We start from the raw sequence: 26,935 nt of genomic DNA on the forward strand, positions 1-26,935 counted from the left end.
ATCCTAAGTCTCGTGGGCTCGGAGATGTGTATAAGAGACAGGCTTGGAGAAATCGAGGCCCTTGGCCTTCCAGTGCGAGACCAGCGCGGTCTGGTCCAGCATCTGGACCTGGCCGACCATCTCGTCGAACGTCTTGTAGCCGAGCTGCGCCATGATCTCGCGGACTTCCTCGGCGACGAAGAAGAAGTAGTTGATGACGTGCTCGGGCTGGCCGGTGAAGCGCTTGCGCAGCACCGGATCCTGGGTCGCGACGCCGACCGGGCAGGTGTTGAGGTGGCACTTGCGCATCATGATGCAGCCCGCCGCGATCAGGGGCGCGGTGGCGAAGCCGAACTCGTCGGCCCCGAGCAGCGCGCCGATCACGACGTCACGGCCGGTGCGAAAGCCGCCGTCGACCTGGACCGCGATGCGGCTGCGCAGCTGCTGGCGCACCAGCGTCTGATGGGTCTCGGCAAGACCGATCTCCCACGGCGAACCGGCATGCTTGATCGAGGTCAGCGGCGAGGCACCGGTGCCGCCCTCGAAGCCCGCGATGGTCACATGGTCGGCGCGCGCCTTGGCAACGCCGGCGGCAACCGTGCCGACGCCGACCTCGGACACCAGCTTCACCGAGACCTGGCCGTCCGGATTGACGTTCTTGAGGTCGTAGATCAGCTGGGCGAGGTCTTCGATCGAGTAGATGTCGTGGTGCGGCGGCGGCGAGATCAGGCCGACGCCCGGCGTCGAATGCCGGACGCGGGCGATCGTTGCGTCGACCTTGTGGCCGGGCAGCTGGCCGCCTTCGCCGGGCTTGGCACCCTGCGCCATCTTGATCTGCATCATGTCGGAGTTGACGAGGTATTCCGTCGTCACGCCGAACCGGCCCGAGGCGACCTGCTTGATCGCCGAGCGCATGCTGTCGCCGTTGGGCATCGGCTTGAAGCGGTCGGACTCCTCGCCGCCTTCGCCGGTGTTCGACTTGCCGCCGATCCGGTTCATCGCGATCGCGAGCGTGGTGTGCGCCTCGCGCGAGATCGATCCGAACGACATCGCGCCGGTCGAGAACCGCTTGACGATGTCCTTAGCCGGCTCGACGTCCTCGAGCTTGACCGGCTTGCGCTTGTCGTCCTCGGCGCTCTTGATCCGGAACAGCCCGCGCAGCGTCAACAGACGCTCGGACTGCTCGTTGAGGATCTTGGCGAACGCCCGGTAGCGCTCCTGCGAATTGCCGCGCACGGCATGCTGCAGCGTCGAGACCGATTCCGCGGTCCAGGCGTGGTCCTCGCCGCGGGTGCGGTAGGCATATTCGCCGCCGACATCGAGCGCGCTCTTGTAGATCTGGCCGTCACCGAACGCGTCGGTGTGGCGCCGCACGGTCTCCTCGGCGATCTCGCCGAGGCCGACGCCCTCGATCCTTGTGTGGGTGCCGGCGAAATACTTGGCGACGAAATCCGCCTTCAGGCCGACCGCGTCGAAGATCTGCGCGCCGCAATAGGACTGGTAGGTCGAGATGCCCATCTTGGACATCACCTTGAGCAGGCCCTTGCCGATCGACTTGATGTAGCGCTTGACGATCTCGTAGTCGTCGAGCGCGCCAGGCAGCCGGTCCTTCATCGCGAGGATGGTTTCGAACGCGAGATAGGGGTTGATCGCTTCGGCGCCGTAGCCGGCGAGGCAGGCGAAGTGATGCACCTCGCGCGGCTCGCCGGATTCCACGACGAGGCCGACCGAGGTGCGCAGGCCGGTGCGGATCAGGTGATGATGCACGGCGGCGCAGGCCAGCAGCGACGGGATCGGAATCCGGTCGGTGCCGGTCATGCGGTCCGACAGGATGATGATGTTGATGCCCTCGCGCACCGCGCCCTCGGCGCGCGCGCAGAGCTCGTCGAGCACCTGCTCCATGCCCGCCGCGCCGAAGCCGGCGTGGAAGGTGGTGTCGAGCGTGCGCGACTTGAAGTGGGTCTCGGCGACGTCGGAGATCGAACGGATCTTTTCAAGATCCGCGTCGGTCAGGATCGGTTGCCGCACCTCGAGGCGCTTGGTAGAGGCGACGCCCTGGAGGTCGAACAGGTTCGGCCGCGGCCCGATGATCGAGACGAGGCTCATGACGATTTCCTCGCGGATCGGATCGATCGGCGGGTTCGTCACCTGCGCGAAGTTCTGCTTGAAGTAGGTGAACAGCTGCTTCGGCTTGTCCGACAGCGCCGAGATCGGCGTGTCGTTGCCCATCGAGCCGGCGGCTTCCTCGCCGGTGGCGGCCATCGGCGTCATCAGGATCGCGATGTCTTCCTGGCTGTAGCCGAACGCCTGCTGGCGATCGAGCAGCGGCAGGTTGGAGCGCACGCCCTTGGCCGGCGCATCCGGCAGCTCCTCGAGCTGGATCTGGGTGCGATGCAGCCAGTCGCTGTAGGGATGGCTCTTGGCGAGGTCGGCCTTGATCTCGTCGTCGGGAATCAGGCGGCCCTGCTCGAGGTCGACGAGCAGCATCTTGCCGGGCTGCAGCCGCCACTTGGTGACGATCTGGTCCTCCGGAATCTTCAGCACGCCCATTTCGGACGCCATCACGATGCGGTCGTCCTTGGTGACGAGGTAGCGCGCCGGGCGCAGGCCGTTGCGATCGAGCGTCGCACCGATCTTGCGGCCGTCGGTGAAGGCGATCGCGGCCGGGCCGTCCCACGGCTCCATCAGCGCAGCATGATATTCGTAGAAGGCGCGGCGCTGCTCATCCATCAGGGGATTGCCGGCCCACGCTTCCGGAATCATCATCATCACGGCGTGCGGCAGCGAGTAACCGCCCTGCACCAGGAATTCGAGCGCGTTGTCGAAGCAGGCGGTGTCGCTCTGGCCTTCATAGGAGATCGGCCAGAGGCGGCTGATGTCCTTGCCGTAGAGTTCCGAATGCACCGAAGCCTGCCGCGCCGCCATCCAGTTGACGTTGCCGCGCAGCGTGTTGATCTCGCCGTTATGGGCGATCATCCGGTACGGATGCGCCAGCGACCACGTCGGGAAGGTGTTGGTCGAGAAGCGTTGATGTACCAGCGCCAGCGCGCTGTCGAAGTCGGCTTCATGCAGGTCGGGATAGTACTTGCCGAGCTGGTCGGCGAGGAACATGCCCTTGTAGATCACGGTGCGACACGACAGCGAGCACGGATAATAGCCCGCCATGCCGCGGTCGCGGCGCTGATAGATCGCCTGCGAGATCGACTTGCGCAGGATGTAGAGGTGGCGCTCGAAATCGTCCTCGGTCTTGGCCGCACCATTGCGGCCGATGAAGACCTGCATGTGGTAGGGCTCGGTCGGCTTCACGGTGACGCCGAGCGAGGAATTGTCACTGGGCACGTCGCGCCAGCCGAGCAGCTTGAAGCCCTCGTTCTTGATCTCGTCGGCGATGATGCTCTTGATCACGTTCCGCCACGCGGCATCGCGCGGCATGAACAGCGCGCCGATGGCGTATTCGCCGGGCTGCGGCAGCTTGAAGCCGAGCTCCGCGGTCTTGCGCGCGAAGAAGGCGTGCGGGATCTGCACCAGGATGCCGGCGCCGTCACCGGCGCGCGGGTCGGCGCCGACGGCGCCGCGATGCTCGAGGTTGCACAGGATGTTAAGCGCGTCGGAGACGATCTGGTGCGACTTCTGGCCCTTGATGTTGGCGATGAAGCCGACGCCGCAGGAATCCTTTTCCAGGCTCGGATCAAACAGGCCTTCGGCTTCCGGGCGCCAAGTATGCAACTCACGCGCGGGCTCGGCGGCTTTCGAGTCCGCGGTCGCCGACAGCGTTCCTGCCACGATGTTTTCGCGCTCGAATTCCGACCCGCTCATGTGTCCTCTCCCTTTCGTAAGGGCCCCACCATATTTGGCGCACCTTGGACGTTGCGGCACCCACCGGGCCACCGCTCGTCCGCCGCGAGCCGCATTTTCCTAAATTCAGACGACGGGCGTTTCAACGTCCCCTGAGGGACGGCCCTGCCTGCAGCATTCTCGGAGCTCGGGGCGCCGAGGTCTCGTTGCAATCCCTATGCCGGGATGGCCGCGAAATTGAGACAGCTTTACTGTCCTAACTACGACCTTGCCAAATTTTTGTCTATCACACAAGCGCGAGGAAGTCCCCGCCCGCATGCTCGGATCGAACGGCTCGGTGGCCGCGCCGCGCCCCTGATTCGAAGCAAACACGCCGTGATCTGGCCCAAGGAGCGACCAAGGACCGCCGAATTTGAAACTGAAATTTTGCCCCGGGGCAAGCCGGCAAGAGAGCGGGAACGCTCCCAAGGGCGGGCAGACAGGAGTTACGGCGATGAAGTTGTTCACAGGTTCGGTTGCTGCCGCGGCCCTCGCGCTCAGCGCAGCCGCGGCCGAGGCCCAGCTGGCGACGCCCGCCCGGATCGGCAGCCCGCATTTGGTCAGGGTATCCGACATGGACGGGCCCTATGCCGCCATGCCCGAGGTTCCGCCGCCGCCGCGCTACGGCCGTGTGCCGAGCCTGTTGCCTCCGGTCGAGGTCTATACCGTGCTGCGCGAGAACGGCTATCTGCCGCTTGGTGCGCCCCGGCAGCGCGGGTTCGTCTACACGATCTCGGTGATCGACCAGGGCGGCGATGACGGCCGGCTGGTGATCGATGCCCGCGACGGCCACATCATCCGTTTCACGCCGGCCTCTCGGCTCGGCGACAATTACGAAGAGGAAATGAGCGCGACCGACGGTCCCGTCGGGCCGATGCCGCGGCCGATCCAGGCCCGGGTGCCGCGCCCGCCACTCCCGATCCCGCATGTCGCCAGCCGCGTGCCGGTGCCCAAACGCAGCCCGCTCTCGGCCAAGGCCCAGGCTCCGGCCCCGGCTGCCCAGGCTCCGGCCCCGGCTGCCCAGGTTCCGGCGGCGGCAGCTCAGGCTGCCGCCCCGGCGGCTCAGGCCGCCGTCCCGCAGGCGGCCACGCCGCAGCCTGCCCAGGCAGCCGCACCCGCGCCGGCTGAGCAGGCCGCAGCCCCAAAGCCGGCCGAGGCCCAGGCTGCGCCGCAAGCCGTCCAGCAAGCCGAGGCTCCGACCGTCGGTCAGGGGGCTCCGCCGCCGGCGACTGCGCCCGCGATCCTGCCGACCCAGGCAATGCCCAAGGTGCAGGGATTGGAGTAGCGGTTACCGGCAACAAAAAACGCCCCGGTTTCCCGGGGCGTTTTCGCGATCAGCCAATATCTGCTGACGCGGGGTTTGTTGCTTAGGCGGCGACCTTGCCGGCCGAGCCGTCAACGACCTGCGGGGCCTTCTCGCCGCCGCCGATCGGAATGCTGCGGGGCTTCTTGGCCTCGGGAATCTCGCGGACGAGATCGACGTGGAGCAGACCGTTCTCGAGCGAGGCGTTCTTCACCTGCACGAAGTCGGCAAGCTGGAAGACGCGCTCGAAGGCACGGGAGGCGATGCCGCGATAGAGCACTTCGGAGCCGTTGCCGGAGTTCTCGTTGGCGCTCTTCTCGCCCTTGATCGTCAGCGTGTTCTCCTTCGCGACGATCGAAAGCTCGGCCTGCGAGAAGCCGGAGACCGCAACGCTGATCCGGTAAGCATTCTCGCCGGTGCGCTCGATGTTGTAGGGGGGATAGCCGGGGCTGCCGTCCGAGGTCACCTGATCGAGCAGGTTGAAGAGGCGGTCGAAGCCGACGGTGGAACGATAAAACGGAGTGAGGTCGTAGCTACGCATAGGAATAGTCCTCCATTGAGCGACTGTTTCAGTTACCCGCCCGCCATCGGGCCGGGCTTAGATGTGTGCAGCCTGATGTTTCGGTTCCGAAACACTGGTAGCGGCCTGCACGGAGGTGATATGGGAGGGGTCACGTCGCGTTCAAGAGGCGGAAACCGCGTCGCATTTTTCGGCGCCGGCGTCCTTGATCTCCATCCTGTCTCACCACTCCGGTCCCCTTCATGACGCTCGTCTCGATTCCCGCCAACCCGGTTCCGGACGACGTTGTCAGTGGCACCATCAAGACATCAGACGGGGCCGAGCTGCGCTTTGCGCGCTGGGCGCCGCCGCCCGGCCGCAAGGGCACGGTCTGCGTGTTCGGCGGACGCGGCGAGATGATCGAAAAATATTTCGAGACCGTGCGCGATCTGCGCGACCGCGGCTTTGCGGTGGCGATGATCGACTGGCGCGGGCAGGGCCACTCGTCGCGGCGGCTGCGCGATCCCCGCAAGGGCTATGTACGCGACTTCGCCGACTACGAGGTCGACGTCGAGACCTTCGTGCAGCAGGTGGTGCTGCCGGATTGCCCGCCGCCCTATTTCGCGCTGGCGCATTCGATGGGCGGTGCGGTGATGCTGCGCCTCGCGCATGCCGGCAAGCGCTGGTTCGATCGCATGGTGCTGTCGGCGCCGATGATCGACCTGCCGCGCCGCCGCGTGTCGTTCTTCCCGAGCGCGCTGCTTCGGATCATGCGGCTGGCCGGGCAGGGCGGCCGCTATGTTCCCGGCGGCGGCGACGAACTGGTCGGCCTCGCGCCCTTCATCGGCAATCCCGTGACCAGCGATCCGGTGCGCCACGCCCGCAACGCGGCGATCCTGGAAGAAGATCCGACGCTCGGCATCGCGGCGCCGACGATCGCCTGGGCCGACACCGCGTTCACCGCGATGCGCACCTTCCGCGGCATGTCGTATCCGTCCGAAATCCGCCAGCCGATCCTGATGCTGGCGGCGAGCAATGACGAGGTGGTGTCGACGGCCGCGATCGAGGAGTTCGCCTATCACTTGCGTGCTGGCTCGCATCTCGTGATCGCCGGCTCCAAGCACGAGATCCTGCAGGAGCAGGACCGCTACCGTGGCCAGTTCTGGGCGGCGTTCGACGCGTTCGTGCCGGGTACGCCGCTGTTCAAGTAATAGGCGACTCAGCCGTTCAACAGCGCGACGATGCGGTCCGGAAAGCGCTTGTCCACGAACAGGGTCCTGACCTCAGCGACGCTGAGATAGCGGTCCTTGCCGTCGCCCTTGCCCATGATGTCGAGCAGCACCGGCCACTCGCCGAGCATCAAGAGCGGATAGTAGCAGTGCAGGATGCCGTAGGACGGCGGATGCTCGTCCTTGGCGCGCTGGAAGTTCGCCGCCATGAAGGTCTTGATCTCGGCGGCCGACAGACCGCGTTCCACGCTGCCGTCGGGGGCCTTGTAGTCCTTGCCGAAGGTTGCGAGCCGTGCGATCTCGTCCTCATGGACCACCGCGTGCTGGTCGAGGATGCGCGAACCGGCGCCGTGCTTGTCGAGCGGGCCGTTGCGCAACGCGTCGAGAATGGCGCCCTGGAACAGGCTGCGCAGCTGGCTGAAAGGACCGAGGCCGTTGGCGATCTGCGCCACCATGAAGATCTTCGCCCGTGCGGTGAACCCCTCGAACCCGGTCTTGCCGGTTGCGCGCCCGATGGTCCCGGTAAGCTCGGGCAGCGGCACGATATGGCCGCCGACATAGTTGCCGGCGACGAGCGCCCGCAGGAACGGGCAGGGATTGTCAGGAGAAATCTGCGGGGCGGGCGCCTTGCTTGCAGCCGTATCGGACATCAAACCACATCCTGAAAAGCGTCAGCTTAAAAAGCATCCATTACCGGTGGATGAATTCGCTCAGGAGTCGATGGCGAATTTCGATGTGGACGCAACCAGAGCGAGTTTGCCGAACGGCAGGCCGGCTTTCAAGAGGCCGTCGCGATAATGCGCGATGTCGGCCGGGTTCTTCCAGTGGAAATTGCGCAAGTGACGTTCGACCGTCAGCTCCGGATGGTTGGCGAGCAGTGCCTCGGCTGCCTGCGCGGCCTCGTCGGCGCGGCCGAGCTGGGCGAGCGCTGCGGTGCGCACTGCAAGGCACTGCAGATGGTTCGGGTTCAGATACAGCCCCTCGCGCGACCACGACAGCGACGCGTCATATTGCCCGAGCAGATAATGGCTGAACGCGTTCAGCGCCGCCCATTGGTAGCGCGGGTCGCTGTTGCCGCGCTGGACCGCCGTCGAGAACAGATCGACCGCCTTGCGATGGTCGCCGATCACCATGTGGCAGATTCCCAGCACGCCGCGCGCGCCCATGTCGTAGGGGTTGAGCTCGATCGCCCGCTTGATGGCGTCCATCGCGGCTTCGTAATGGCCCTGCATCGCGTGCAGGTAGGCCAGCAGCGAAAACGCGAACGAGGAGCGCGGGTCGAGCCGCACGCTGCTCTCGGCCAGGCTGACCGACGAGGCCCACAATTCGCGCGTGCTCGGAATCCAGCCGAACTGGATGCTCTGGATCTGGATCAGCGCGAGATAGGCGCGCGCGATCGACAGCGCGGGGTCGAGCTCGATCGCCTCCTTGAACAGCGCGATCGCGGTTTCGCAATCGTCCTTGGTCTGCTGATAGTAGTGCGACAGCCCCTTCAGGAAGCGATCCCACGCCGTCAGTTCGGCGTTCGGCGAGCGCGCCGGTGCCGAGGCCTCGGCGCGATAGATCTCCTGCGCGACGGCGGCGGAGAGATTCGCGGTGATCTCGTCCTGCATCGCGAACAGGTCGCCCATGTCGCGGTCGTAGCGGCCGGTCCACAGCTGCTCGCCCTTCTCGGGCGCGATCAGTTCGGCGGAGACGCGGATCTTGTTGCCGGCGCGCCGTACCGAACCCTGGATCAGATAGGTTGCGTCGATCTCGCGCGCGATCAGCCGGGTCGAGACGTTCTTGCCCTTGTAGGCGAAGGTCGAGTTGCGGCTCAGCACGCGATAGAAGGATTGCAGCGACAGCGCGTGGATCAGGTCCTCGGTCAGGCCGTCCGAGAAATATTCGTCGGCGCCGCCGCTGAGATTGTCGAACGGCAGCACGCCGACGATTGCAGTCCGGTATTGCCCCGGCAGATGCGGGCCGTCGTCCGGAACCTGCTCCTGGGCATCGGACCCGGCCGGCGCCCAGGTCCAGACATTGACCGGCTCGGCGATGTTCTTGAAGCGGTGCGGGCCGGCGTCGACGAGGGTGACGGCAAGCCGCCGTCCCGCTTCGGTGCGGGCCTTGTCCGACACCGCGATGCCGCCGGGCGTTGCGACTGTCTCGAGACGGACCGCGATGTTGACGTCGTCGCCGAACACCTCGTCCTCGTCGGCCATGACGTCGCCCATGTGGACGCCCATCCGGAAGTGCATGGCACGGTCGGCCGGCAGATGTTCGTTGCGCTCGGCCATCAGGGTCTGCATCGCGACGGCGGCCTCGATCGCGCCGATGATGCTCGGAAATTCCAGCAGGAAGCCGTCGCCGGTGTTTTTGACGATACGGCCGCCATGGTTGAGGATGATCGGGTAAATCGCGCTGCGGTGCGCCTTGAACGAGGCATGCGTCCCCGCCTCGTCGGCACCCATCATGCGGGAATAGCCGGCGATATCAGCGCAAAGAATGGCAGCGAGCCGTCTTTCCATGTCTCCTGTGCCCTGGAATGGCCACTTTAGCCGAGGTGACCGAATCCGATACTTACAAGACAGGCCGGGTCCGGCGGAAGCCCGGTTTGCAGGCACCTATAATGCATAGTAGCAGCAATTGGCACGCGACCAACGGATGGTACAGTCAGTTCTCTACTGAATTCGTGTGTCGCCGGGATGGCGCCGGCTGGCGGATCAGCCTTTCCGGACGGCTACTTGCATAGGTTAACGTCGCTGACATGCTGGGAATTCACGAGCTTTGGCTGTTCGTCCTGTCCGGGCTGCTGCTCAACGTCACACCGGGGCCGGATACCGCCTATATCATCGGGCGCACGATTCAGCTCGGATGGCGCGGCGGCGCCGCTGCGGCGATCGGTATCAGCTGCGGCTGCCTGGTCCATGTGCTGGGTGCGGCGATCGGCCTGTCGGCGCTGCTGATGGCCTCGTCGACCGCGTTCCTGGCCGTCAAGCTGGTCGGCGCGGCCTATCTGGTGCTGACCGGTCTGCAGATGCTGCTGGCGCGCGCCAAGCCAATCGCTGACATCACAGGGCAGGGCGGCGAGACCTCGATCTCGCGCGTGTTCTGGCAGGGGGCGCTGACCAATACCCTCAACCCCAAGGTGGCGCTGTTCTTCCTGGCTTTCCTGCCGCAATTCGTGGCGGCCGATTCGCCGCACAAGACGCTCGCCTTCCTGGTGCTCGGGCTGATCTTCATCACCGGCGGCACGCTGTGGTGCCTTGGTCTTGCGGCCTTCGCGGCGCGGGCTGCCGGCCGCATCAGGCAATCGGCCGGCGTGATCGCCTGGATCAACCGCTCGCTCGGCGCGCTCTTCATCTATCTCGGCGTCCGCGTTGCGACGCTGGAAGCGCGCTAGCTCGCGCCTTGGCGCTCTGGCTGTGCCGCTCTAGCCGTGGATCTTGAGCAGCGCGCTGCCGGCGAGATAGATGCCGAGCAGGATCATCGAGATCAGGAACCAGCGGCGGAACGCCTCGGGATGCATCCGCGTGCGAACCGCCTGGCCGATGAACATGCCGGTGAACGACGCCGCCATCGCGACCGCGCCCGGCAGCGCGGTGGCTGCCGTCAGCAGGCCCGAGGCCGTGAGGTTGAAGGCAAGCGCCACGGTCGCGGTGGTGAAGAACACGCCGAGCGCCTGCACCAGTTCGTCCTTCTCCATGCCGATCGCCTGCATGAACGGCATCGAGGGGATGACCTGAACGCCGGTCGCCGCCGAGATCAGCCCGGTGATGACGCCGACGATGCCGCCGATCCATTTCTCGTCGCGCCGCGCGACCTTGAAGCTGAACCGGCTCAGGCCGACGATTGCGTAGATCACCAGCAGCACGCCCAGCACCACGGTGCCGTACGCCGCGTAAGGCCCGGTCAGCAGGCCGGCATTGATCCAGATCCCGGCCACGGTGCCGAGCATCAGCGGCCACAGCCGCTTGATGATGTCGCGCAGATAGGGACCGACGAAGGTCTGCCAGATATTGGTGACGATCGCCGGCACGATCACGATCGCAATCGCCTGGCCCGGCGCCATCGTGGTTGCGAGCAGCCCCATCGCGACCGTCGGCAGGCCGAGGCCGAGCGTACCCTTGACGAAGCCGGCGAGCAGGAAGGCGAAAGCGATGAAGATCAGGAGATGGTCGACCATGGCGGCACATTGACCGATCGATGCGAACGGCACAATCTGGAGGTTACGGAGTTAGCCTTCGGGCGACCCGAAGGTATGGGGGCGGGAAACGTCATGCGGTTCGACCTGACCGACTTGCAATTGTTCATCGCGGTTTCCGATGCGCGCAGCATCACGCAGGGCGCGGCGCGCGCGAACCTTGCGCTGGCTTCGGCCAGCGAGCGGATCAAGGGCCTCGAGGAAGCGCTCGGCGTCGCGCTGCTCAAGCGCGGTCGGCGCGGCGTCGAACTGACGGCGGCGGGCGAGAGCCTGCTCGGCCATGCCCGCATCGTGATCCACAATGTCGAGGCGCTGCAAAGCGATCTCGCCGCCTATGCCAGCGGCGTTCGCGCCAACGTGCTGCTGCTGGCCAACACCTCGGGCCTGTCGGAGCATCTGCCGCGCGCGCTCGCGGCATTCCTGCACGAGCATCCCGATATCAGCGTCGACGTCGAGGAGCGCGAGAGCACCGATATCGCAACCGCGATCGCCAGCGGCGCCGCCGATCTCGGCTTCGCCGCGGAGCACGCGCTGCCCGACAGCGTCGAGCGCTTCCTGTTCAGCGAGGACCGCCTGATGCTGGTGGCGTCGCGACGCAGCGATCTCGGCGGCCGTCGCCAGATCGACTTCCAGGAAGTGGTCGGCCGCGATTTCGTCGGGCTCACGGCAACGTCCGCGCTGCAGGTTCATATCTCGCGGCACGCCGCAAAGCTCGGTGCGCGGCTGCGCTTCCGCGCCCGCCTGCGCGGCTTCGATGCGATCTGCCAGATGGTCGCCGCCGATGTCGGCGTCGCCGTGATCCCGGAGACCGCGGCGCGGCGTTGCGCGGCGTCGATGCCGATCACGACGATAAGGATCCGCGACGCCTGGGCCAACCGCCGCCTGACGATCTGCGCGCGCAGCTTCAAGGCGCTGCCGCGGGCGGCCAAGCAGCTCGTGGACTATCTGCGCGCCGAAGCGCAGCGCTGACGGCTGGCTCATTTCGTCGTCACCACGCCGGCGTCCTGGATCACCTTCGCCCATTTCCTGATGTCGGCAGCGATGAAGTCGCGGAAATGCTCCGGCGTGTCGCCGGCCAGCGTCAGGCCTTGCTCGGCGAGCTTTTGCTTGACGATCGGATCGGCCATCGCCGCTGTGGCGAATTGGTTCAGCCTTGCGACGATCGCCGGCGGCGTTCCAGCCGGCGCGACCATGCCGTACCAGTTCTCGATGATCAGGTCGGGCATGCCGGCCTCGGCGGTGGTCGGCACGTCGGGCGCGGTCGGCGCGCGTTCGCGCCCACCGAGCGCGATCGGCCGCAGCGCGCCCGCCTTGATCTGCGGCAGGATCACCGGCAGGTCGAGGAAGGTCATCTGCACCTGCTGACCCAGCAGGTCGTTCACCGCCGGCGCGGCACCGCGATAGGGCACGTGCACGATGTCGATCTTCGCCGTCAGCTTGAACAATTCGCAGGCGAGATGCGGCAGGCTGCCGGGGCCGGAGGAGGCGAAGTTGAGCTTGCCCGGCTGCGCCTTGGCGAGCGCGACCAGTTCGTTCATGTTCTTCGCCGGCACGTTGGCGGCGACCACCAGCATCTCCGGCACGGTCGCGACCAGCCTCACCGGTGCGAGGTCCTTCAGCGTGTCGTAGGCGACCTTCTCCATGCTCGGGCTGATCGCCAGCGCGCCCGCGCTCGCGATCGCGACCGTGAGCCGTCGGGCGCCGCCTTCGCGACTGCGTCGGTGCCGAGCACGCCGCCCTGGCCGGCGCGGTTGTCGACGATGACGGGTTGCCTTGCGAGCTCCGAGATCTTCTGCCCGATCACCCGTGCGATGATGTCGTTCGGCCCGCCGGGCGGGAACGGCACGATCAGCCGGAGCGGCTTGGTCGGGAAATCCTGGGCCGAAGCCGTGACGGGCGCGAGAAGCAGGAGAAGGGCTGCCAGCAGCCTGCCGCACATCGTCATGTCGCCCATCCCTGACTTTTCTGGTTGCGGTCAGGATGGGCGCAGATCAGGCGCCCGGCAACTCAAGAATCAGGCCAGGAACTCAGGCGTTCAGCAGCTTCATCGCCGCTTCGTGCACGCGCGGGTCGCCGGCCGCGATGATCCGGCCACCGCTTTGCGCCGGCTTGCCGTCCCAGGTGGTGACGACGCCGCCGGCGCCGGTGACGATCGGGATCAGGCCGGCAATGTCGTAGGGCTTCAGCTCGGTCTCGACCACGAGGTCGAGATGGCCGGCGGCGAGCATGCAATAGGAGTAGCAGTCGCCGCCATAGCGCGACAGGCGCGCCGCGTTCTCGATGCGGCCGAAGCGGGCGCGGTCATCGGGATTCATCAGCAGCGGGCTCGTGGTGAAGACGGTCGCTTCCTTCAGCGAGGCGCAGCGCCGCACCGAGAGCCGCCGTTCGCCCGACGGGCCGGAGTAATGCGCCGAGCCGTTGTCGCCCGAGAAGCGCTCGCCGATATAGGGCTGGTGCATCATGCCGAATACCGGCGTACCTTTGTGCAGCAGCGCGATCAGCGTGCCCCAGATCGGAAAGCCGGCGATGAAGGATTTCGTGCCGTCGATCGGATCGAGCACCCAGACATAGTCGGCGTCCTCGCGCTCATTGCCGAACTCCTCGCCGACGATGCCGTGCTGGGGGAAGTTCGACTTGATCAGCCGCCGCATCACGGCTTCCGCCGCCCGGTCGGCTTCGGTGACCGGATCGAAATCGTTCGAGCTCTTGTTGTCGACCGAGAGCGAGGTGCGGAAGAAGGGCAGGATGGTTTCGCCGGATGCGGTCGCGAGGCGGCCGATGAAGGCGGTAAAGTCGATGACCGTCACGGCATGTCCCTGAACTGCGCAAACGACGCGGTAGAAATCGGATGCGTTCTTGCCTAGCTCAATCCGGCGCGGCGCGCACGATTAACGGAGTGTCCAGCCCGACGACGCGGTTCCGGACTTTCGATTTGGCTTCGGATTCGAAAGCGCACCGGGTCTCGGCCTCGATCACGAAGTTGCGAATTCTGGTATACAAGCTATGCGCGGAGCGCCGACCGCTCTGGGCTTCCCTTGTAAGATATTGATCCTACATACGGAAAGCCGCTCCTGCCGGCCTGTTGCAGTTTCGCCAGACTTTCCAACATTACCCAAGAAATGTTTCGAAAGTTCTTGCGTTTTGTGCAGCGCGGTCGCATATTGTTGCGGTGCGGTAGCGCCTCGCGCTATCGCTGCCCTCCTTGGGCGTTTCCTCCCTAGACTTGGGCCGCTTGTTCATTCAAGCGGCCCTTTTTTCTTGGGCCGTCGTTTCCGCAAGTGAACTGAGAATCCAGTTCGGCGCTTATCGCGCCGCCAACTTGAATTCCTGGTTCATGACTTCGTCAGGATCGCAGTGCCCGACGAAGGATTGATTACTCCGCAGCCGCCTGGAACGGGCCGAGATCGCCGAACGGGATTTTCGCGAGCGCATCCGCCAGGGTGGCGAAGTCGGCGGCCATCTGCGCGAAGCGCGGCCCGCGCTCGCGGCGCCGCTCATCCATATAGACCGCGCGGTTGAGCTCGATCTGCACGGTGTGCAGGCCGCTCGCCGGGTTGCCGTAATGCTCGGTGATGAAGCCGCCGGCATAGGGCTTGTTGCGGCCGATCGAATAGCCGAGCGAGCTCATGATCTCCTCGACGAGGTCGGGCAATAACGGCGCGCAGCTCGTGCCGTAGCGGTCGCCGATCACGACGTCGGGCCGGCGCGGCTCGTCGCGCGACACGCCGACCGACGGCATCGAGTGGCAGTCGACCACGATCACCGCGCCGAACGCCTGGTGCGCCTTGTTGATCAGCCGGCGCAGCGCGCGGTGATAGGGCTTGTAGAGCACCTCGATCCGGCGCAGCGCCTCGTCGACGTCGAGCCGCTCGCGATAGATCTCCTGGCCGTCGCCGACCACGCGCGGGATGGTGCCGAGCCCGCCGGCCACCCGCATCGAGCGCGTATTGGCGAAGCTCGGCAGCCGCCCGGTGAACATCCGCGGGTCGAGCTCGTAGGGCTCGCGGTTCACGTCGACATAGGAGCGCGGGAAGTTGACCCGCACGATCGGAAAGCCGCGATCGCTGAGGCCCGCGATCAGCTCGTCCATGAAGGAATCTTCGGAGCGGCGCAGCGACACCACATCGATTCGCGACGCCTCGAGGAATTCGGCCGGATAAACCGAGCCCGAATGCGGGGAATTGAAGATGATGGGCGCGCGCCAGGCCTGCGGCTCAACGATCTCGAACGGGGGCGACAACTCGCCAGCAAATTCGGTCATTCCCTTGGCGCCGTCCCTTGCGTCCGCCTCGCCCCGCAACAACTGAGTGTGCCGGAAAAGCGGAGATTTATGGGCAGACATTGTCGGTAATCGCGATCATTCTGCCAAGTGAAAAGAGTGTGGTTTCGGCTGGAACGCGTCTTAAAAGCAGCAAATGCGGCCCCCGGTTGATTCGATGTCCGGTTCAGTCCACAAATGGGTGGCGCGCATTTGCCGCTGGCTTGACGCAAATTTCACCCGAAATTTACCGTCTGTCGGGCTAACTGTTCGGACTGCTCCTCAAGCCGGATTCGACGATTCCTGCCATGCCGAAAATACTTCTCGCCGAAGACGACACCGATATGCGCCGCTTCCTGGTCAAGGCGCTCGAAAACGCGGGTTTCAAGGTCTCGCCGCACGACAACGGCATGTCGGCCTACCAGCGGCTGCGCGAGGAGCCGTTCGAAATGCTGCTCACCGACATCGTGATGCCCGAGATGGACGGCATCGAGCTGGCGCGCCGTGCCTCGGAACTCGATCCCGATATCAAGATCATGTTCATCACCGGTTTTGCCGCGGTGGCCCTCAATTCCGATTCGGAGGCGCCGAAAAACGCCAAGGTGCTGGCCAAGCCCGTGCACCTCAGGGAATTGGTCAGCGAAGTGAACAAGTTGCTGGCGGCCTGATTCGCCAAAAAACCTTCACTTTGTATCCTTGCCTGCCCCGCCGCCGTCCGTTATAGGGACCCGATCCAAATACGCTTTGGGTGCGTAGCTCAGCGGGAGAGCACTACCTTGACATGGTAGGGGTCACAGGTTCGATCCCTGTCGCACCCACCATCCTTCGCTCGCGCAGCGAGAGAAGGATGCCGCGCCGAAGCCCGACGGGCGGAGGCGGGCTTGTGGCCGCGAGCTTCGGCTCGGCAAGCCACGCGTCACAACGACGAAATCGTGGTTTCTGCTTCAACCTGTCAAACAGCGCGATGTCATCCGCGCAGGCGGGTATTCCAGAGACAGCAGTGTTTGAACCGAGGGGTCGCGGCTCCCTCCAGGCGTCGTCCCTGCGAAAGCAGGGACCCATACTCCGCGGCGGATGCTGTTGAAGGGATTCGTCGTTCAGTCATCGCGCAACAATCACCTTCGGTGGTTATGGGTCCCTGCTTTCGCAGGACGACACTGAGTGTGTGGCTCGACCGGCGAGTCATACGCCCGCATTCGCGTGACATCGTTTTGTCCGAGCTTGGCCGCCGCTATGGAGGGCGGTCGGACGGAAGCCGGTAGCGCCACGTTTCGCCGGCGAGAACCTCGCGCTGTCGACGCACAACGGAGGGCCATTCGGAGCGAACCAAGCTCAGGACCGCAGCATCGGCGGACGGACCTTCATCAGCTGCGAAATATGCGCGAAGCCTTCCTTCGCAGCGGAAGCCGAGGGCGGCGTAGAGATCGAGCATGTGCCTCAGGCGCCAGTCCAGATGCAGCTCGGCTCGCTCGACGTCGAGCACCTCGAACGCATACCGCGTCATGAGATGTGCAACGTGACTGACGAGCATGGCCTCGTCCAGCCGTCCGATGCTCCAGATGGGGGCGAACGTAGCCCGCTTTTCGTGCCGGTCGATCGCGCCGAACCCGGAAACGCCGAGCAGGTCTCCCGATCCCGCGGCCTCGATTGCGAACGCAGCCGCGGTGTCGACCTGCTCCCGTGCCGCCGCCAGGCGCGCGGTGTTCGGCCGGTCAGATGTGCCGCGATCGAGCCGCCGCAGCATGGCTGCCTCGCGAAGCTGCTGTGCGCGCGAAGACTCCGGGCCGGTGATCCTGGTCAACAGGATGCGGTCGGTGGCGAAGCTTGCATGGTTGCTCGACAGGTACATGCCCTATTGACGCACCCGATGAGCATGCCGTCAAATGACCGGAACGCCAGTTCATATGCAAATTGGTTATGAATCCAAGACATATCGACCTGTTTCGAGAGGTCGTGCGCCACAACGGAATCACGAAGGCCGCCTTGAGCCTTCGGGTGGGGCAGCCTTTCATCAGCCGCGCGATCGCACGTCTCGAGCGCGAGATCGGTTTTGCTTTGTTCGAACGCGGGCGAGGCGGCGTCACGCTGACGCCGGAAGGCGAGATATTCCTGCGCGAGGTCGAGAGAAACCAGGCCGGCCTCGAGTATCTGGCGCGCGCCGCGCGTGGCATTCGCGAGCGCGGCAGCGGGACACTCAGGATCGCATGTCTTCCGGCGTTCACCTATTCGTTGATGCCGCAGATCGTCAGCAGCTTCCTGCGGAAGAATCCCGACATCGTCGTATCCGTGGCTGTCCACAGCCCCGAGCGCGTCTGGAGTCTGGTGGCCTCGGGACAATGCGACGTCGGACTGGCGCGGCCGCAGGCGGGGTTTGCCGCGGTCGACGACGAGCTCCTCATGATAACGGAGGCGGTCTGCGTCCTGCCCCGCCAGCACCGGTTGCGCTCGAAGCGATCGATCGCAGCGCAAGATCTGCGGGGAGAGCCCATGATCGCAGCTTCCCCGAGCGCACCGCATCGATCCCGCTTTGAACGCATCCTCGATGAGGCCAAGGTCGAGATCAAGACGGTCGCGGAGATCCAGTACAGCATGCAGCGTTGCGCCCTGGTTGCACAGGGACTGGGTTTCTCGATCGTCGACCCGATCGTGGCTCGGGATTTTGCAAGCTCCAAAATCGTACTCAAGCCGTTCGTGCCACGGCTGGAGATCGCCACCATGTTGCTGCTTCCGTCGCAGCGGCCGCGAAGCCGTCTCGCACTTCAATTCTGCGATCTGCTGCGCGCCGAAACCGCTGATTACAGGAAGTCCGCGCGCATGCAGGCTTGAGCACCAGCGGCAAGGCCTTCTCTCGCGTTGCGCTCGGCATGACCTCGCGGGACGGCGCGAGCCGCCCGCGACGCAATCGCTTTGCTTAGCGCGCTGTGCTCGCAGAAAAATTCGACGGGCACTTTTGACTTTCGTCATCTCGACGCTCACATGTGAATGCCGCAGCGTGCGCGCGCATGTACGCCTCGCGCGTGTTCGATTCGTACGGATTGCATTCACGTCGTACGCGGTGGATTGCCGCATGATTGGGCAGGAGCGTTCGCAATGCGATCATGCGCGGGATTCTCGATATGTCATCTACCGTGCTTAGGTGGCGCCTTTGCAGCGACATGCGTTTCGTCCAGGCGCGGAGATCGAGAAAATTTTCTGAAGACTCTGCGATGATGCGTTGCCCGATCGCATCGCATGAACGCAATCTTGGATTTCTGCACGCCGCGCGTTGCCGCCCCTCTGGTTCTCGCGCAGATTGTTCTCTAGATCAGTCAAGCCTGCTCGTGACGGAGCATCCGAGCCGGACACGGCAATGACGCGACAATGATGAACGCCATGTGCGAGCACGACTGCCAGAGGAACCTGCGTCAACCCTATCGGGAGCGGCCGGCGTAAGCCGTCGATGTCCGAATCCCGAAATGCCTCTTCCTTGTCTCCCCGAAATTCGCCGGTCTGTGAGCGGCCGGCGACGCAACCTTGGGAATGCGCTTCCGTTGAGCCAACGTTCGTCGTTCGCGCCAACGGGGCACGAAAGTACATGCAAGAAGACGACAAGACGCCGGCACACGCAGCGCAGTTCCTGGAACACGTTCCCTTGCCGCGCGAGCCGCGGAACATCAGGGATATAACCCCCGCGCCGCCGCGGCTGTTCTCGACACGACACTATCCGCCCTCGGAGCAGTTCGAGGTCTGGAAGACGCGGATGGCTTCGCTGGTCGACGTTGCGCCACCGGAAGGTCATAGCCCTGCGCACGGGTTCCTGGTGGAGTACCTGACCTGCAACATGGCCGATGTCGTCTTCACGTCGGGGCGATTCGCCGCGCAATCATTCGCCCGTGTCATCAAACCGTCGCATGGCACGCCCGTCGATATCTGGTGGCTGTACCGGGTGCGCTCCGGCGAAGCCCGCTTCGAGACCGCAGACCGGCGGATTCACGCCGGGCCGGGCGCCATGTTCCTGATCTCGCTCGATGAGGATTTCCGCGGCAGCATCACGGACTATGACGGCCTGGTGCTGGGTTTGCCGCGCCAGTCGTTCGCCGATGTGGCCGATCGACTCGACGGTGTCTGCAATATTCTACTCGAAGGCAATCTGATCGAATTGTTGGCCGATTATTTCGACCGACTCGAAACGCGCATCACCTTCATGTCCTCGGAGGAGTTGAGGCAGGCGGGGCGGGCGACCGCGCAGATGATCGCCGCGTGCATCCAACTCTCCTCGGATCGGCTGGAGCAGGCGCGCGGCGCGATCGAGTCGGTGTTGTTCGAGCGTGCGCGTCTTTATATAGAGTCGCATCTCGCCGACTTCGACCTGACGCCGGACCGCATTGCGCAGCAAATGCGGATCTCGCGTTCTGCCCTCTACCGTGCATTCGAGAGCGTTGGCGGAGTTGCCGGCTACATCCTGCGCAAGCGGCTGCGCGCGGCACATGCAGAACTTGTCTCGTCCGCCGAGAGGCAGGTGCAGGAGATCGCCTATCGCCACGGCTTCAAGCTGGCGTCCGATTTCACCCGCGCCTTCCGCCGCGAATTCGGCGTCAGCCCGCGCGAGATGCGCGAACGCATGCGCTGCCGATCAACTACCGGTTGAGGTGTATGAAAACAACTCATGGTGCATCGAGCGAATCCTTCAACTTGTGAGACGATCTGCGTGTTATTTGGACGGCCTGCTGAGTGACGCTGGCAAAATTGTGTCTATCATTTTGCAACATGACGACTCGGGGCACATTGATGGGGCAGTCGAGCGAGCGCTGGGTGGCAAGATGCGCTCGTTGAATTCGACACATCGTTGGCCAGGACGGGACGATGATCGTGTGCACGATCATCGTTATTTTTTCGCGCGTGCGGCCGGCGGGCCCGCGCGTCGGCCCGGTCCATGGCGCGTCGCCTCCGGCGTCTGGACCAGATGTCGCGAAAGGGGCGCACCATGGCTGTCGCACACAACTCAACAAAATCGCTGAAGCGTCGAGGGCGCGCCGGCTTCGTCTGGAGCTGGGTCGCATCGGGCGATGCGGGCAGCACTTCGCTGCGGCGACGGCTGCTGGCCGTGCTGCGTCAGGCGCACCGTGTCCTTGGCGTGAAGCGGGATCGCTTAAGCCTCGGGTCACTGGGAATCGGCGGGTCGGCCGTCGCGACGGCACTCGCGTTAGCCGTCGCGGTGCTGACCGCCTCGGCCGCGAGCGCGGGAAGCGTGCAGCTCGGTGGTGGAAGTGCGACCGGCACCGATTCCGTAGCGATCGATACCAATTCGTCAGCCAGCGGCCTGCGCGCCATCGCGATCGGAAGTGGAGCAAACGCGGCCGGCTTGGATGCCGTTGCCCAGGGCACCGGCACCAGCGCAGGCGCCCAGAACGCCATCGCGATCGGTTTTCAGTCGATCGCTTCACAGCTAAATTCGCTCTATCTCGGCTCGCGCACGGCTCTGGGGACCGGCGCGCTCGCTACGAGTGCCATCGGCATCGGCACCGACGTAACAGCATCTCAGGTCGACGCGATTGCGGTTGGGCGTTCATCCGTTGCGTCAGCGCAGTACTCCGTGGCGCTCGGCCTGAACGCGAAGGCGACGGGCACTGGCGGCGCGATGGCGCTGGGCCAGGGCACGGTCTCGAGTGGCGTCAACTCGGTGGCGCTCGGCGTTCAAGCCATCGCCACAGGCGCCGGCACCAGCGCCTTGGGCACCTTCGCCAATGCCACCGGAGGCAATGCCACTGCGGTCGGCGTCAGCTCCTTGGCGAGCGGCAACTATTCGTGGGCCGGAGGCTGGGCATCCGTTGCCTCGGCGGACAGTGCGACTGCGCTTGGCAAGCAGGCGACCGCGTCGGGGATCAACTCATTCGCCGGAGGTAGCTCCAGCAACGCAGCCGCAGATTTTGCCGTGGCTGTGGGTAATCAAGCGCAGGCGCTCAGCACCGGGGGCTCGGTCGCGATCGGGTCGGGCGCGGTCGTCAACACTGCGGCGACAGGCGGCATCGCAATCGGCAACAATGCGGCATCAGCCGGCATCAGTTCGCTCGCGACCGGCGTTGGGGCCAGTGCCGCCGGCACAAGTTCGCTGGCGATCGGCACTGCCTCAAATGCGAGTGCTGCCGCCAGCACTGCGGTTGGCAACACGGCCGTTGCCAGCGGCCAAAACGCCTCCTCATTCGGGTCTGGAGCGCACGCGACAGGAGACAATTCTCTTGCGGCCGGCGTCAGCGCCAGCGCCAGCGGAATCGCCAGTACCGCACTCGGCATCGGCGCCAATGCGTCGGCCACGAGCGCCATCGCCGTCGGCAACAATGCCGCGGCCAGTTCCGCCAATGCTGTCGCCGTGGGCACCAATGCGACGGCTTCCGGCGGGCAGGCCGTGTCCATCGGCGCGAACAACACCGCCTTTGGCAACGGCGCCGTGGCGATCGGCGATCCCAGCTATGCCAGCGGCACCGGCGCCTTCACCGGCGGCGCCAACAACATCGCCAACAGTGACGGCACCGCCACCGCCACCGCCGCCAACCAGGCCAACGGCGCCGTCGCGATCGGCAACAACAACAAGGCGATCGGCCAAGGCTCGGTCGCGCTCGGCAACGGCTCCACCGCGGGCGCCGCCGGTCTTGCGGGCAATATCGCATTGGGCAACGGCGCCACTGCGGCGGCAAGCTCCGGCGATGTCGCGCTCGGCTCCGGCAGCGTCACCGCTGCCGCTGTCAACACGCCGAACACGGTGATCAACGGCACCACCTACAGCTTCGCGGGGACGACGGCGACCTCGACCGTCAGCGTCGGTGCGCTCGGCGCCGAGCGCACCATCACCAATGTCGCGGCGGGCCGGATCAGCAACTCTTCGACGGATGCGATCAACGGCTCGCAGCTCTGGGCCACCAACCAGGCGGTCGACGGCCTCGCCACCACCGTCAACAACATCAACACCGGCGGCGGCATCAAGTACTTCCACGCCAATTCGACGCTGGCGGATTCCTCCGCGGTGGGCACCGATTCGGTTGCGATCGGACCGGCGTCGACCGCGACCGGCAGCGGCTCGGTGTCGATCGGCAACGGCGCCAACGCCGCCAACGCCAACGACATCGCGCTCGGCTCGGGCAGCCAGACCGGCGCGGCGGTTCAAACCGCCAGCATCGTCATTGGCGGCAACACCTACAGCTTCGCCGGAACGACACCGACCTCGACGGTCAGCGTCGGCTCGGTCGGCAATGAGCGCACCATCACCAATGTCGCGGCGGGGCGGGTCAGCAACGGCTCGACCGATGCGATCAACGGCTCGCAGCTGTTCGCCGCCACCTCGGCGATCGACAGCCTCTCGACCGTCGTCAGCAACGGCCTGACGCACTACTATGCCGTCAACGACGGTGGCACCCAGCAGGCCAACTACACCAATAACGGTGCGACCGGGACCAACTCGATGGCGGCGGGCGTTGCCGCCTCGGCAACTGCCGCGAATTCGGCCGCGCTGGGCTTCAACACCCAGGCGACGGTCGATGGCGGCGTTGCGCTCGGCTCGGGCTCGATCTCCAGTCGCGCGCTCGCGCCGGCGTCCGGCACGATCGGCGGCACCATCATCCCCTTCAACACCACCGACCTCGCGCTGCTCGGCGCGGTGTCGGTCGGCAACGCGACGAGCTACCGGCAGATCACCAATGTGGCCGACGGCACCCAAGACAGCGACGCCGTCACCGTGCGGCAGCTGACCGGCGCACTGACGTCGTTCGCGACCACGACGACGAAATACTTCCACGCCAACTCGACGCTCGCCGACTCGCTCGCGGTCGGCAACAACTCGGTCGCGGTGGGCCCCGCGACCGTGGTCAACGGTGACAACGGCATCGGCATGGGCTTTGGCGCAACCGTGGCGCAGACCGCGCCCGGCGGCATCGCGATCGGCCAGAATTCGGTGTCCAACTTCGCCGATTCGATCGCGTTCGGCACCAATGCCCAGGCGAGCGGCGTCCAGTCGGTGTCGATCGGCGCCGGATCCCAGACCACCAACCCGACCAGCGTTGCGCTCGGTCCGAACGCCAAGGCGACGGCGCAGGCCGGCGACGTCGCGCTCGGCGCCAATTCGACCACACAGGCGGTGGTCGCGACTTCGAGCACCTCGATCGGCGGCACCACCTACAACTTCGCCGGCACGACGCCGACCTCGACCGTCAGTGTCGGCAGCGCCGGTGCGGAGCGCACCATCACCAACGTGGCCGCGGGCCAGATCACCCAGACCTCGACCGACGCGATCAACGGCTCGCAGCTCTGGGCCACCAACACCTCGCTTGCCGCTCTCTACACCACGGTGAGCAACATCTCGACCGGCGGTGGCGGCGTGAAATATTTCCACGCCAATTCGACCGCGGCGGATTCCATCGCGACCGGCGCGGAGAGCGTCGCGATCGGGCCGCAGTCGGTCGCGAGCGGCAGCAATGCGATCTCGATGGGCAACGGCTCGGCCGCGTCGGCCGACAACTCGGTCGCGATCGGCGCTGGCGCCAAGGCGACGGCGGCCAACTCGCTGGCGCTCGGCGCCAACGCGACCACCACGGCCAATCTGAGCGACGCGGCCTATACGCCTGTGGTCGGCAAGACCGTCGCCGGCGTTGCGACCGGCGAAGTGTCGGTCGGCTCATCCGGCGCCGAACGTCGCGTCACCAACGTTGCCGCGGGCTCGGCGGCGACCGATGCGGTCAATGTCAGCCAGCTCCAGGCGGTTGCGTCGAGCTCGATCCGCTATGACTCCGACGGTTCCGGCAACACCACCAACAAGCTGACGCTGAACAGCGGCAACGGCGCGCCAGTGACCATCAGCAACGTGGCGCCCGGCGTCCTCGGCACCGATGCGGTCAACGTCAATCAGCTCAACAGCGCGTTCCAGCAACTCAACGGCCAAATCGGCGAGGTGCGGCAGGACGCCTGGCGGGCGGCCGCGATCGGCATGGCCGCCGCATCGCTGCGCTATGACGACCGGCCCGGCAAGGTGAGCGCCTCGGCGGGCGGCGGCGTCTGGCGCAGCCAGGGCGCGCTCGCCTTCGGCATCGGCTACACCAGCGAGAACGGCAAGCTGCGCACCAACGCGGCGGCAACCACCGCCGGCGGCGACTGGGGCGTCAGCGCCGGCGTGAGCCTGACGCTCAATTGACCCTGACGGCGACGAGGCGGCTGGCGTGTCTGGCTTTGATGATCTGGCTCGGGGCGGCGGCGGGCGCCGCCGCGCAGGGCGCGCCGCCTGGCGCCTACGCCGTGAAGCCGTCGGACGTCGTGGTGCCGGAGGGCGAGACGCTCGGCGAGTTCAGGCGGATGATCCAGCCGTTCAAGAACTGGACCCTGATTTGCGACGAGAGTCTCAAATCGAAGCGCCGCGTCTGCAACGTCACGCAATCGATCGTCAACGCGCAGGGCGCGGTCACCTTCAACTGGTCGCTGATCGCGACAGCCGACGGCAAACCGCTGATGGCGATGCGGATACCCGCGGCCGCCGGGGTCGGCGCGCAGATCGAGCTCGCGATGGGCGACAGCCCGGACCGCATCGTCGCGCAGACCGACCGCTGCGATGCCAGTTTCTGCTTCGCCACGGTCGCGATCGGCAATGTGCTGAGGCGGCACATCCGCGCGGCGACGCCGTGCCGCGTGTCCTATCAGCTGCCGCAAGGGCCGATCGTGCTGGAAGCGCCGCTGGACGGACTATCCGGCGTGCTGGCGAAACTGAAATGAGACGACAAGCTGCATGCGGATCCGGAATCCGGAGCGACGCATCGAAGTGCGGCACGAGAGGATGAATACGTCGATGCGATTGAAGACCCCCATCCTGATTTTCACGGCGGTTGTCGTGGCGGCGCTCAGTGCCGCCGGCGTCGTGGGCTATGCCCAGCAGATGCAGCCGGCCCAGTCGCAGCCGATGCCCCTGCAGCCGGCCACGCCCGCGCCGGCCAAAAAGCCCGCCGCAAAGCCGCAGCCGCACAAGCAGCGTCCGCAGGAAGCACCGACGCTGCCGTCTGCCGCGGCATCCGTTCCGCCGCAGCAGGCAGGCCAGCAACCGACCGTGTTCGACGAGCACGCGCGGCAGGGCAACATCGTGACCTGCGCCAATCTGTTCGGGACGCTCGGCCGCGGCCTCGCGATGAATTCCAATTACACCGCGCAGTCGCAGTGGGACGCCAAGGCCGGCAATTCGCATTCGGTGCAGTCGCTGGTCGCGCTCGCACCCAACCAGTCCAGCCAGGCCACCCCCGCCGCCAATCAGCAGGCCGCCGGCATCGTGTTTGCCGCGCCGGTCGGATCGTCCTGCGAAGGCAATCTGGTGCGGGTGACGCCGCGGACGGAGAATTGCTCGACGGTTGCCGCCGAGCTCGCCAAGCTCAACGGACAGACCGGCGCGCTCGGTGAACTCGCGACGATGGCACTGCCGAACGGCGCGCAGGTGGTGCTGATTCCGCTGGGCAACGCCTGCGTCGCGGTGACCGCGCTGCGGGTCGCCGGGTAGCGCTGCTGCTCAACACGGTCGACCCTTGCCGTCGCCGGTCAGCCCGGCTGGCCGCGCCGCGTCGGTCCTGCCGATCTCACCAATGACGCCAGCGATGATGCCAGCGCGGGTAGCCGCCGCGATAGTAGGCGTATGCCGGGCGCACCACGTGACGATAACGGTAGCCGTAATAGGCCGGCCGGTATCCGCTATAATATGTCGTGGTGTAGCCGCCGCCCCAACGATACGGCGCAGCGTAATAGCCGTCATCATAGGCATAGCCGCCGTACCCGTAATAGGCGGGCGAATAGCCGTAACCGTAGCCGGGGTAGCCGTAACCATAGCCATAGCCCGGATAGCCGTAGGCTGACGAGGCGAGGCCGCCGACGACTGCGCCGGCAATCAATCCGCCAGCGAGCGCGGGACCCCACCCCCACCCGCCGTGTCCCCACCGTGCTTCGGCGGGCGCCGGGGCTGCGATGGCGCTCACCCCAAGCGCACCGACAGTTGCAAGAACAAGGCCTGTCTTCCTCATGGGATCCTCCTCGATGATGATTGCCCAGCCGGTCAACGGGGTAGGGGGGCATTGGTTGCGAATGGCGGCGCCTGCAACGAACCCCGGCCTGCAACAAGCCTGGCTGGCGATGTGGGCGCAGTGGTGCTGCCGTTGACGGCGAAGCAAATGTTCAAAGCCGAACGGAACCTGTTCCGATCTTCCGCCGGTCGCAGCGGATGATGATCCGCGCGAGCTCGCTGAACATCGACGTGACGGCGAACCCACGCTTCATTTCAAAACGGGAAAGCGCGGCCATCGGTTCCTGAAAGATGATCGCGCGGCAGTTCCCTTGGCGCGAAATGTCGCGTCGCGCCGGCATCTAGGAACGGTGCGGGCGGCGACGCTGTTTCCTCACAAGGCAGGTTCACCGGTGAGTCGCGCGCGCCGCTGCGTCGTGTCGCTCGCCGGCTTTGTTGGAACGCGGCCACGGCGTGGAGCGCGCCAGCCATTTGGCGCCAGCTTCGCAATCCGGCCAGCCGCTAAACTGCAGGAGGAATCGGTAATGCAGAGCAAGATGATGAAGAGCAAATTTCTGCTGACGACGGCCGTGCTGTTGGCCGGCGTCAGTCTCGCTTCGGCGCAGGGCTGTCTCTTATACACATCTGACGCTGCCGACG

19 protein-coding genes, 1 tRNA gene and 2 pseudogenes are annotated in these 26,935 nt (G+C 65.7%); 11 read left to right on the forward strand and 11 right to left on the reverse strand.

Annotated elements, in window-relative coordinates; genetic code table 11:
• Positions 1-42 precede the first annotated feature (42 nt).
• A pseudogene (gene gltB / locus PMN64_RS30745) lies at positions 43-3,795 on the reverse strand (glutamate synthase large subunit); the annotation flags it as partial.
• Between the two features lie 472 nt (positions 3,796-4,267).
• On the opposite strand from gltB, the gene PMN64_RS30750 reads away from it, so the two are divergent.
• Entirely contained in the window at positions 4,268-5,098 is an 831-nt protein-coding gene (locus PMN64_RS30750; protein WP_411783381.1) for a hypothetical protein, read from the forward strand.
• Positions 5,099-5,180: 82 nt separating this feature from the next.
• Here PMN64_RS30750 and PMN64_RS30755 read toward each other — a convergent pair whose 3' ends face one another.
• Complete coding sequence (locus PMN64_RS30755) at positions 5,181-5,657, reverse strand: Hsp20 family protein (protein ID WP_038384347.1); 477 nt, start codon at positions 5,655-5,657, stop codon at positions 5,181-5,183.
• 221 nt (positions 5,658-5,878) lie between these two features.
• On the opposite strand from PMN64_RS30755, the gene PMN64_RS30760 reads away from it, so the two are divergent.
• A complete protein-coding gene (locus tag PMN64_RS30760) occupies positions 5,879-6,826 on the forward strand; it encodes an alpha/beta fold hydrolase (protein ID WP_411783383.1) in 948 nt (315 codons plus the stop codon).
• A gap of 8 nt (positions 6,827-6,834) precedes the next feature.
• Here PMN64_RS30760 and PMN64_RS30765 read toward each other — a convergent pair whose 3' ends face one another.
• A complete protein-coding gene (locus PMN64_RS30765) occupies positions 6,835-7,494 on the reverse strand; it encodes a hypothetical protein (protein ID WP_411783385.1) in 660 nt (219 codons plus the stop codon).
• Positions 7,495-7,554: 60 nt separating this feature from the next.
• Complete coding sequence (locus PMN64_RS30770) at positions 7,555-9,354, reverse strand: adenylate/guanylate cyclase domain-containing protein (protein ID WP_028341341.1); 1,800 nt, start codon at positions 9,352-9,354, stop codon at positions 7,555-7,557.
• Between the two features lie 239 nt (positions 9,355-9,593).
• Here PMN64_RS30770 and PMN64_RS30775 point away from each other — a divergent pair, with 239 nt between their 5' ends.
• Entirely contained in the window at positions 9,594-10,229 is a 636-nt protein-coding gene (locus PMN64_RS30775; RefSeq protein ID WP_028341340.1) for a LysE family translocator, read from the forward strand.
• 30 nt (positions 10,230-10,259) lie between these two features.
• On the opposite strand, the gene PMN64_RS30780 is transcribed toward PMN64_RS30775, so the two are convergent.
• Positions 10,260-11,012 (reverse strand): sulfite exporter TauE/SafE family protein, encoded by a 753-nt coding sequence (locus tag PMN64_RS30780; RefSeq protein ID WP_028341339.1) that lies wholly within the window; start codon positions 11,010-11,012, stop codon positions 10,260-10,262.
• Between the two features lie 93 nt (positions 11,013-11,105).
• Between PMN64_RS30780 and PMN64_RS30785 the strand changes: the two genes are divergently transcribed.
• Entirely contained in the window at positions 11,106-11,999 is an 894-nt protein-coding gene (locus tag PMN64_RS30785; protein ID WP_411783388.1) for a LysR family transcriptional regulator, read from the forward strand.
• Between the two features lie 8 nt (positions 12,000-12,007).
• On the opposite strand, the pseudogene PMN64_RS30790 reads toward PMN64_RS30785, so the two are convergent.
• From PMN64_RS30790 to PMN64_RS30800, 3 genes and pseudogenes are all read right to left on the reverse strand, one after another.
• Positions 12,008-12,984, reverse strand: a pseudogene (locus PMN64_RS30790) (tripartite tricarboxylate transporter substrate binding protein).
• A 73-nt stretch (positions 12,985-13,057) separates the two neighbouring features.
• Positions 13,058-13,837, reverse strand: a complete 780-nt coding sequence (gene hisN / locus PMN64_RS30795) for a histidinol-phosphatase (RefSeq protein WP_038384338.1) — start codon at positions 13,835-13,837, stop codon at positions 13,058-13,060.
• A 566-nt stretch (positions 13,838-14,403) separates the two neighbouring features.
• Positions 14,404-15,291, reverse strand: a complete 888-nt coding sequence (locus tag PMN64_RS30800) for an N-formylglutamate amidohydrolase (RefSeq protein WP_411783390.1) — start codon at positions 15,289-15,291, stop codon at positions 14,404-14,406.
• A 305-nt stretch (positions 15,292-15,596) separates the two neighbouring features.
• Here PMN64_RS30800 and cpdR point away from each other — a divergent pair, with 305 nt between their 5' ends.
• Positions 15,597-15,956 carry a cell cycle two-component system response regulator CpdR gene (gene cpdR, locus PMN64_RS30805; protein ID WP_016843340.1) on the forward strand — a complete coding sequence of 120 codons (360 nt, stop codon included), beginning with the start codon at positions 15,597-15,599 and terminating at the stop codon, positions 15,954-15,956.
• A gap of 78 nt (positions 15,957-16,034) precedes the next feature.
• A tRNA-Val gene (locus tag PMN64_RS30810) sits at positions 16,035-16,109 on the forward strand.
• 410 nt (positions 16,110-16,519) lie between these two features.
• Here the strand turns inward: PMN64_RS30810 and PMN64_RS30815 are convergent.
• Complete coding sequence (locus PMN64_RS30815; protein WP_411783393.1) at positions 16,520-17,137, reverse strand: GNAT family N-acetyltransferase; 618 nt, start codon at positions 17,135-17,137, stop codon at positions 16,520-16,522.
• 68 nt (positions 17,138-17,205) lie between these two features.
• On the opposite strand from PMN64_RS30815, the gene PMN64_RS30820 reads away from it, so the two are divergent.
• From PMN64_RS30820 to PMN64_RS30840, 5 genes are all read left to right on the forward strand, one after another.
• Positions 17,206-18,114, forward strand: a complete 909-nt coding sequence (locus tag PMN64_RS30820) for a LysR substrate-binding domain-containing protein (RefSeq protein WP_411783395.1) — start codon at positions 17,206-17,208, stop codon at positions 18,112-18,114.
• A 913-nt stretch (positions 18,115-19,027) separates the two neighbouring features.
• On the forward strand, positions 19,028-19,915 hold the full coding sequence (locus PMN64_RS30825; protein ID WP_411783396.1) for a helix-turn-helix domain-containing protein: 888 nt from the start codon (positions 19,028-19,030) through the stop codon (positions 19,913-19,915).
• A 336-nt stretch (positions 19,916-20,251) separates the two neighbouring features.
• Positions 20,252-24,442, forward strand: coding sequence for a beta strand repeat-containing protein (locus PMN64_RS30830; protein WP_411783397.1), 4,191 nt, complete (start codon positions 20,252-20,254; stop codon positions 24,440-24,442).
• A 38-nt stretch (positions 24,443-24,480) separates the two neighbouring features.
• Positions 24,481-25,014 carry an invasion associated locus B family protein gene (locus PMN64_RS30835; RefSeq protein ID WP_411783398.1) on the forward strand — a complete coding sequence of 178 codons (534 nt, stop codon included), beginning with the start codon at positions 24,481-24,483 and terminating at the stop codon, positions 25,012-25,014.
• 73 nt (positions 25,015-25,087) lie between these two features.
• A complete protein-coding gene (locus PMN64_RS30840; RefSeq protein WP_411783400.1) occupies positions 25,088-25,783 on the forward strand; it encodes a hypothetical protein in 696 nt (231 codons plus the stop codon).
• 76 nt (positions 25,784-25,859) lie between these two features.
• Here PMN64_RS30840 and PMN64_RS30845 read toward each other — a convergent pair whose 3' ends face one another.
• Both PMN64_RS30845 and PMN64_RS30850 read right to left on the reverse strand, forming a co-directional pair.
• Positions 25,860-26,297 (reverse strand): hypothetical protein, encoded by a 438-nt coding sequence (locus PMN64_RS30845; protein WP_411783402.1) that lies wholly within the window; start codon positions 26,295-26,297, stop codon positions 25,860-25,862.
• 151 nt (positions 26,298-26,448) lie between these two features.
• Complete coding sequence (locus tag PMN64_RS30850; RefSeq protein ID WP_276325852.1) at positions 26,449-26,574, reverse strand: hypothetical protein; 126 nt, start codon at positions 26,572-26,574, stop codon at positions 26,449-26,451.
• Positions 26,575-26,935: the final 361 nt, after the last annotated feature.

Source organism: Bradyrhizobium sp. UFLA01-814 (genome assembly GCF_046718885.1).
Lineage (GTDB): Bacteria > Pseudomonadota > Alphaproteobacteria > Rhizobiales > Xanthobacteraceae > Bradyrhizobium > Bradyrhizobium elkanii.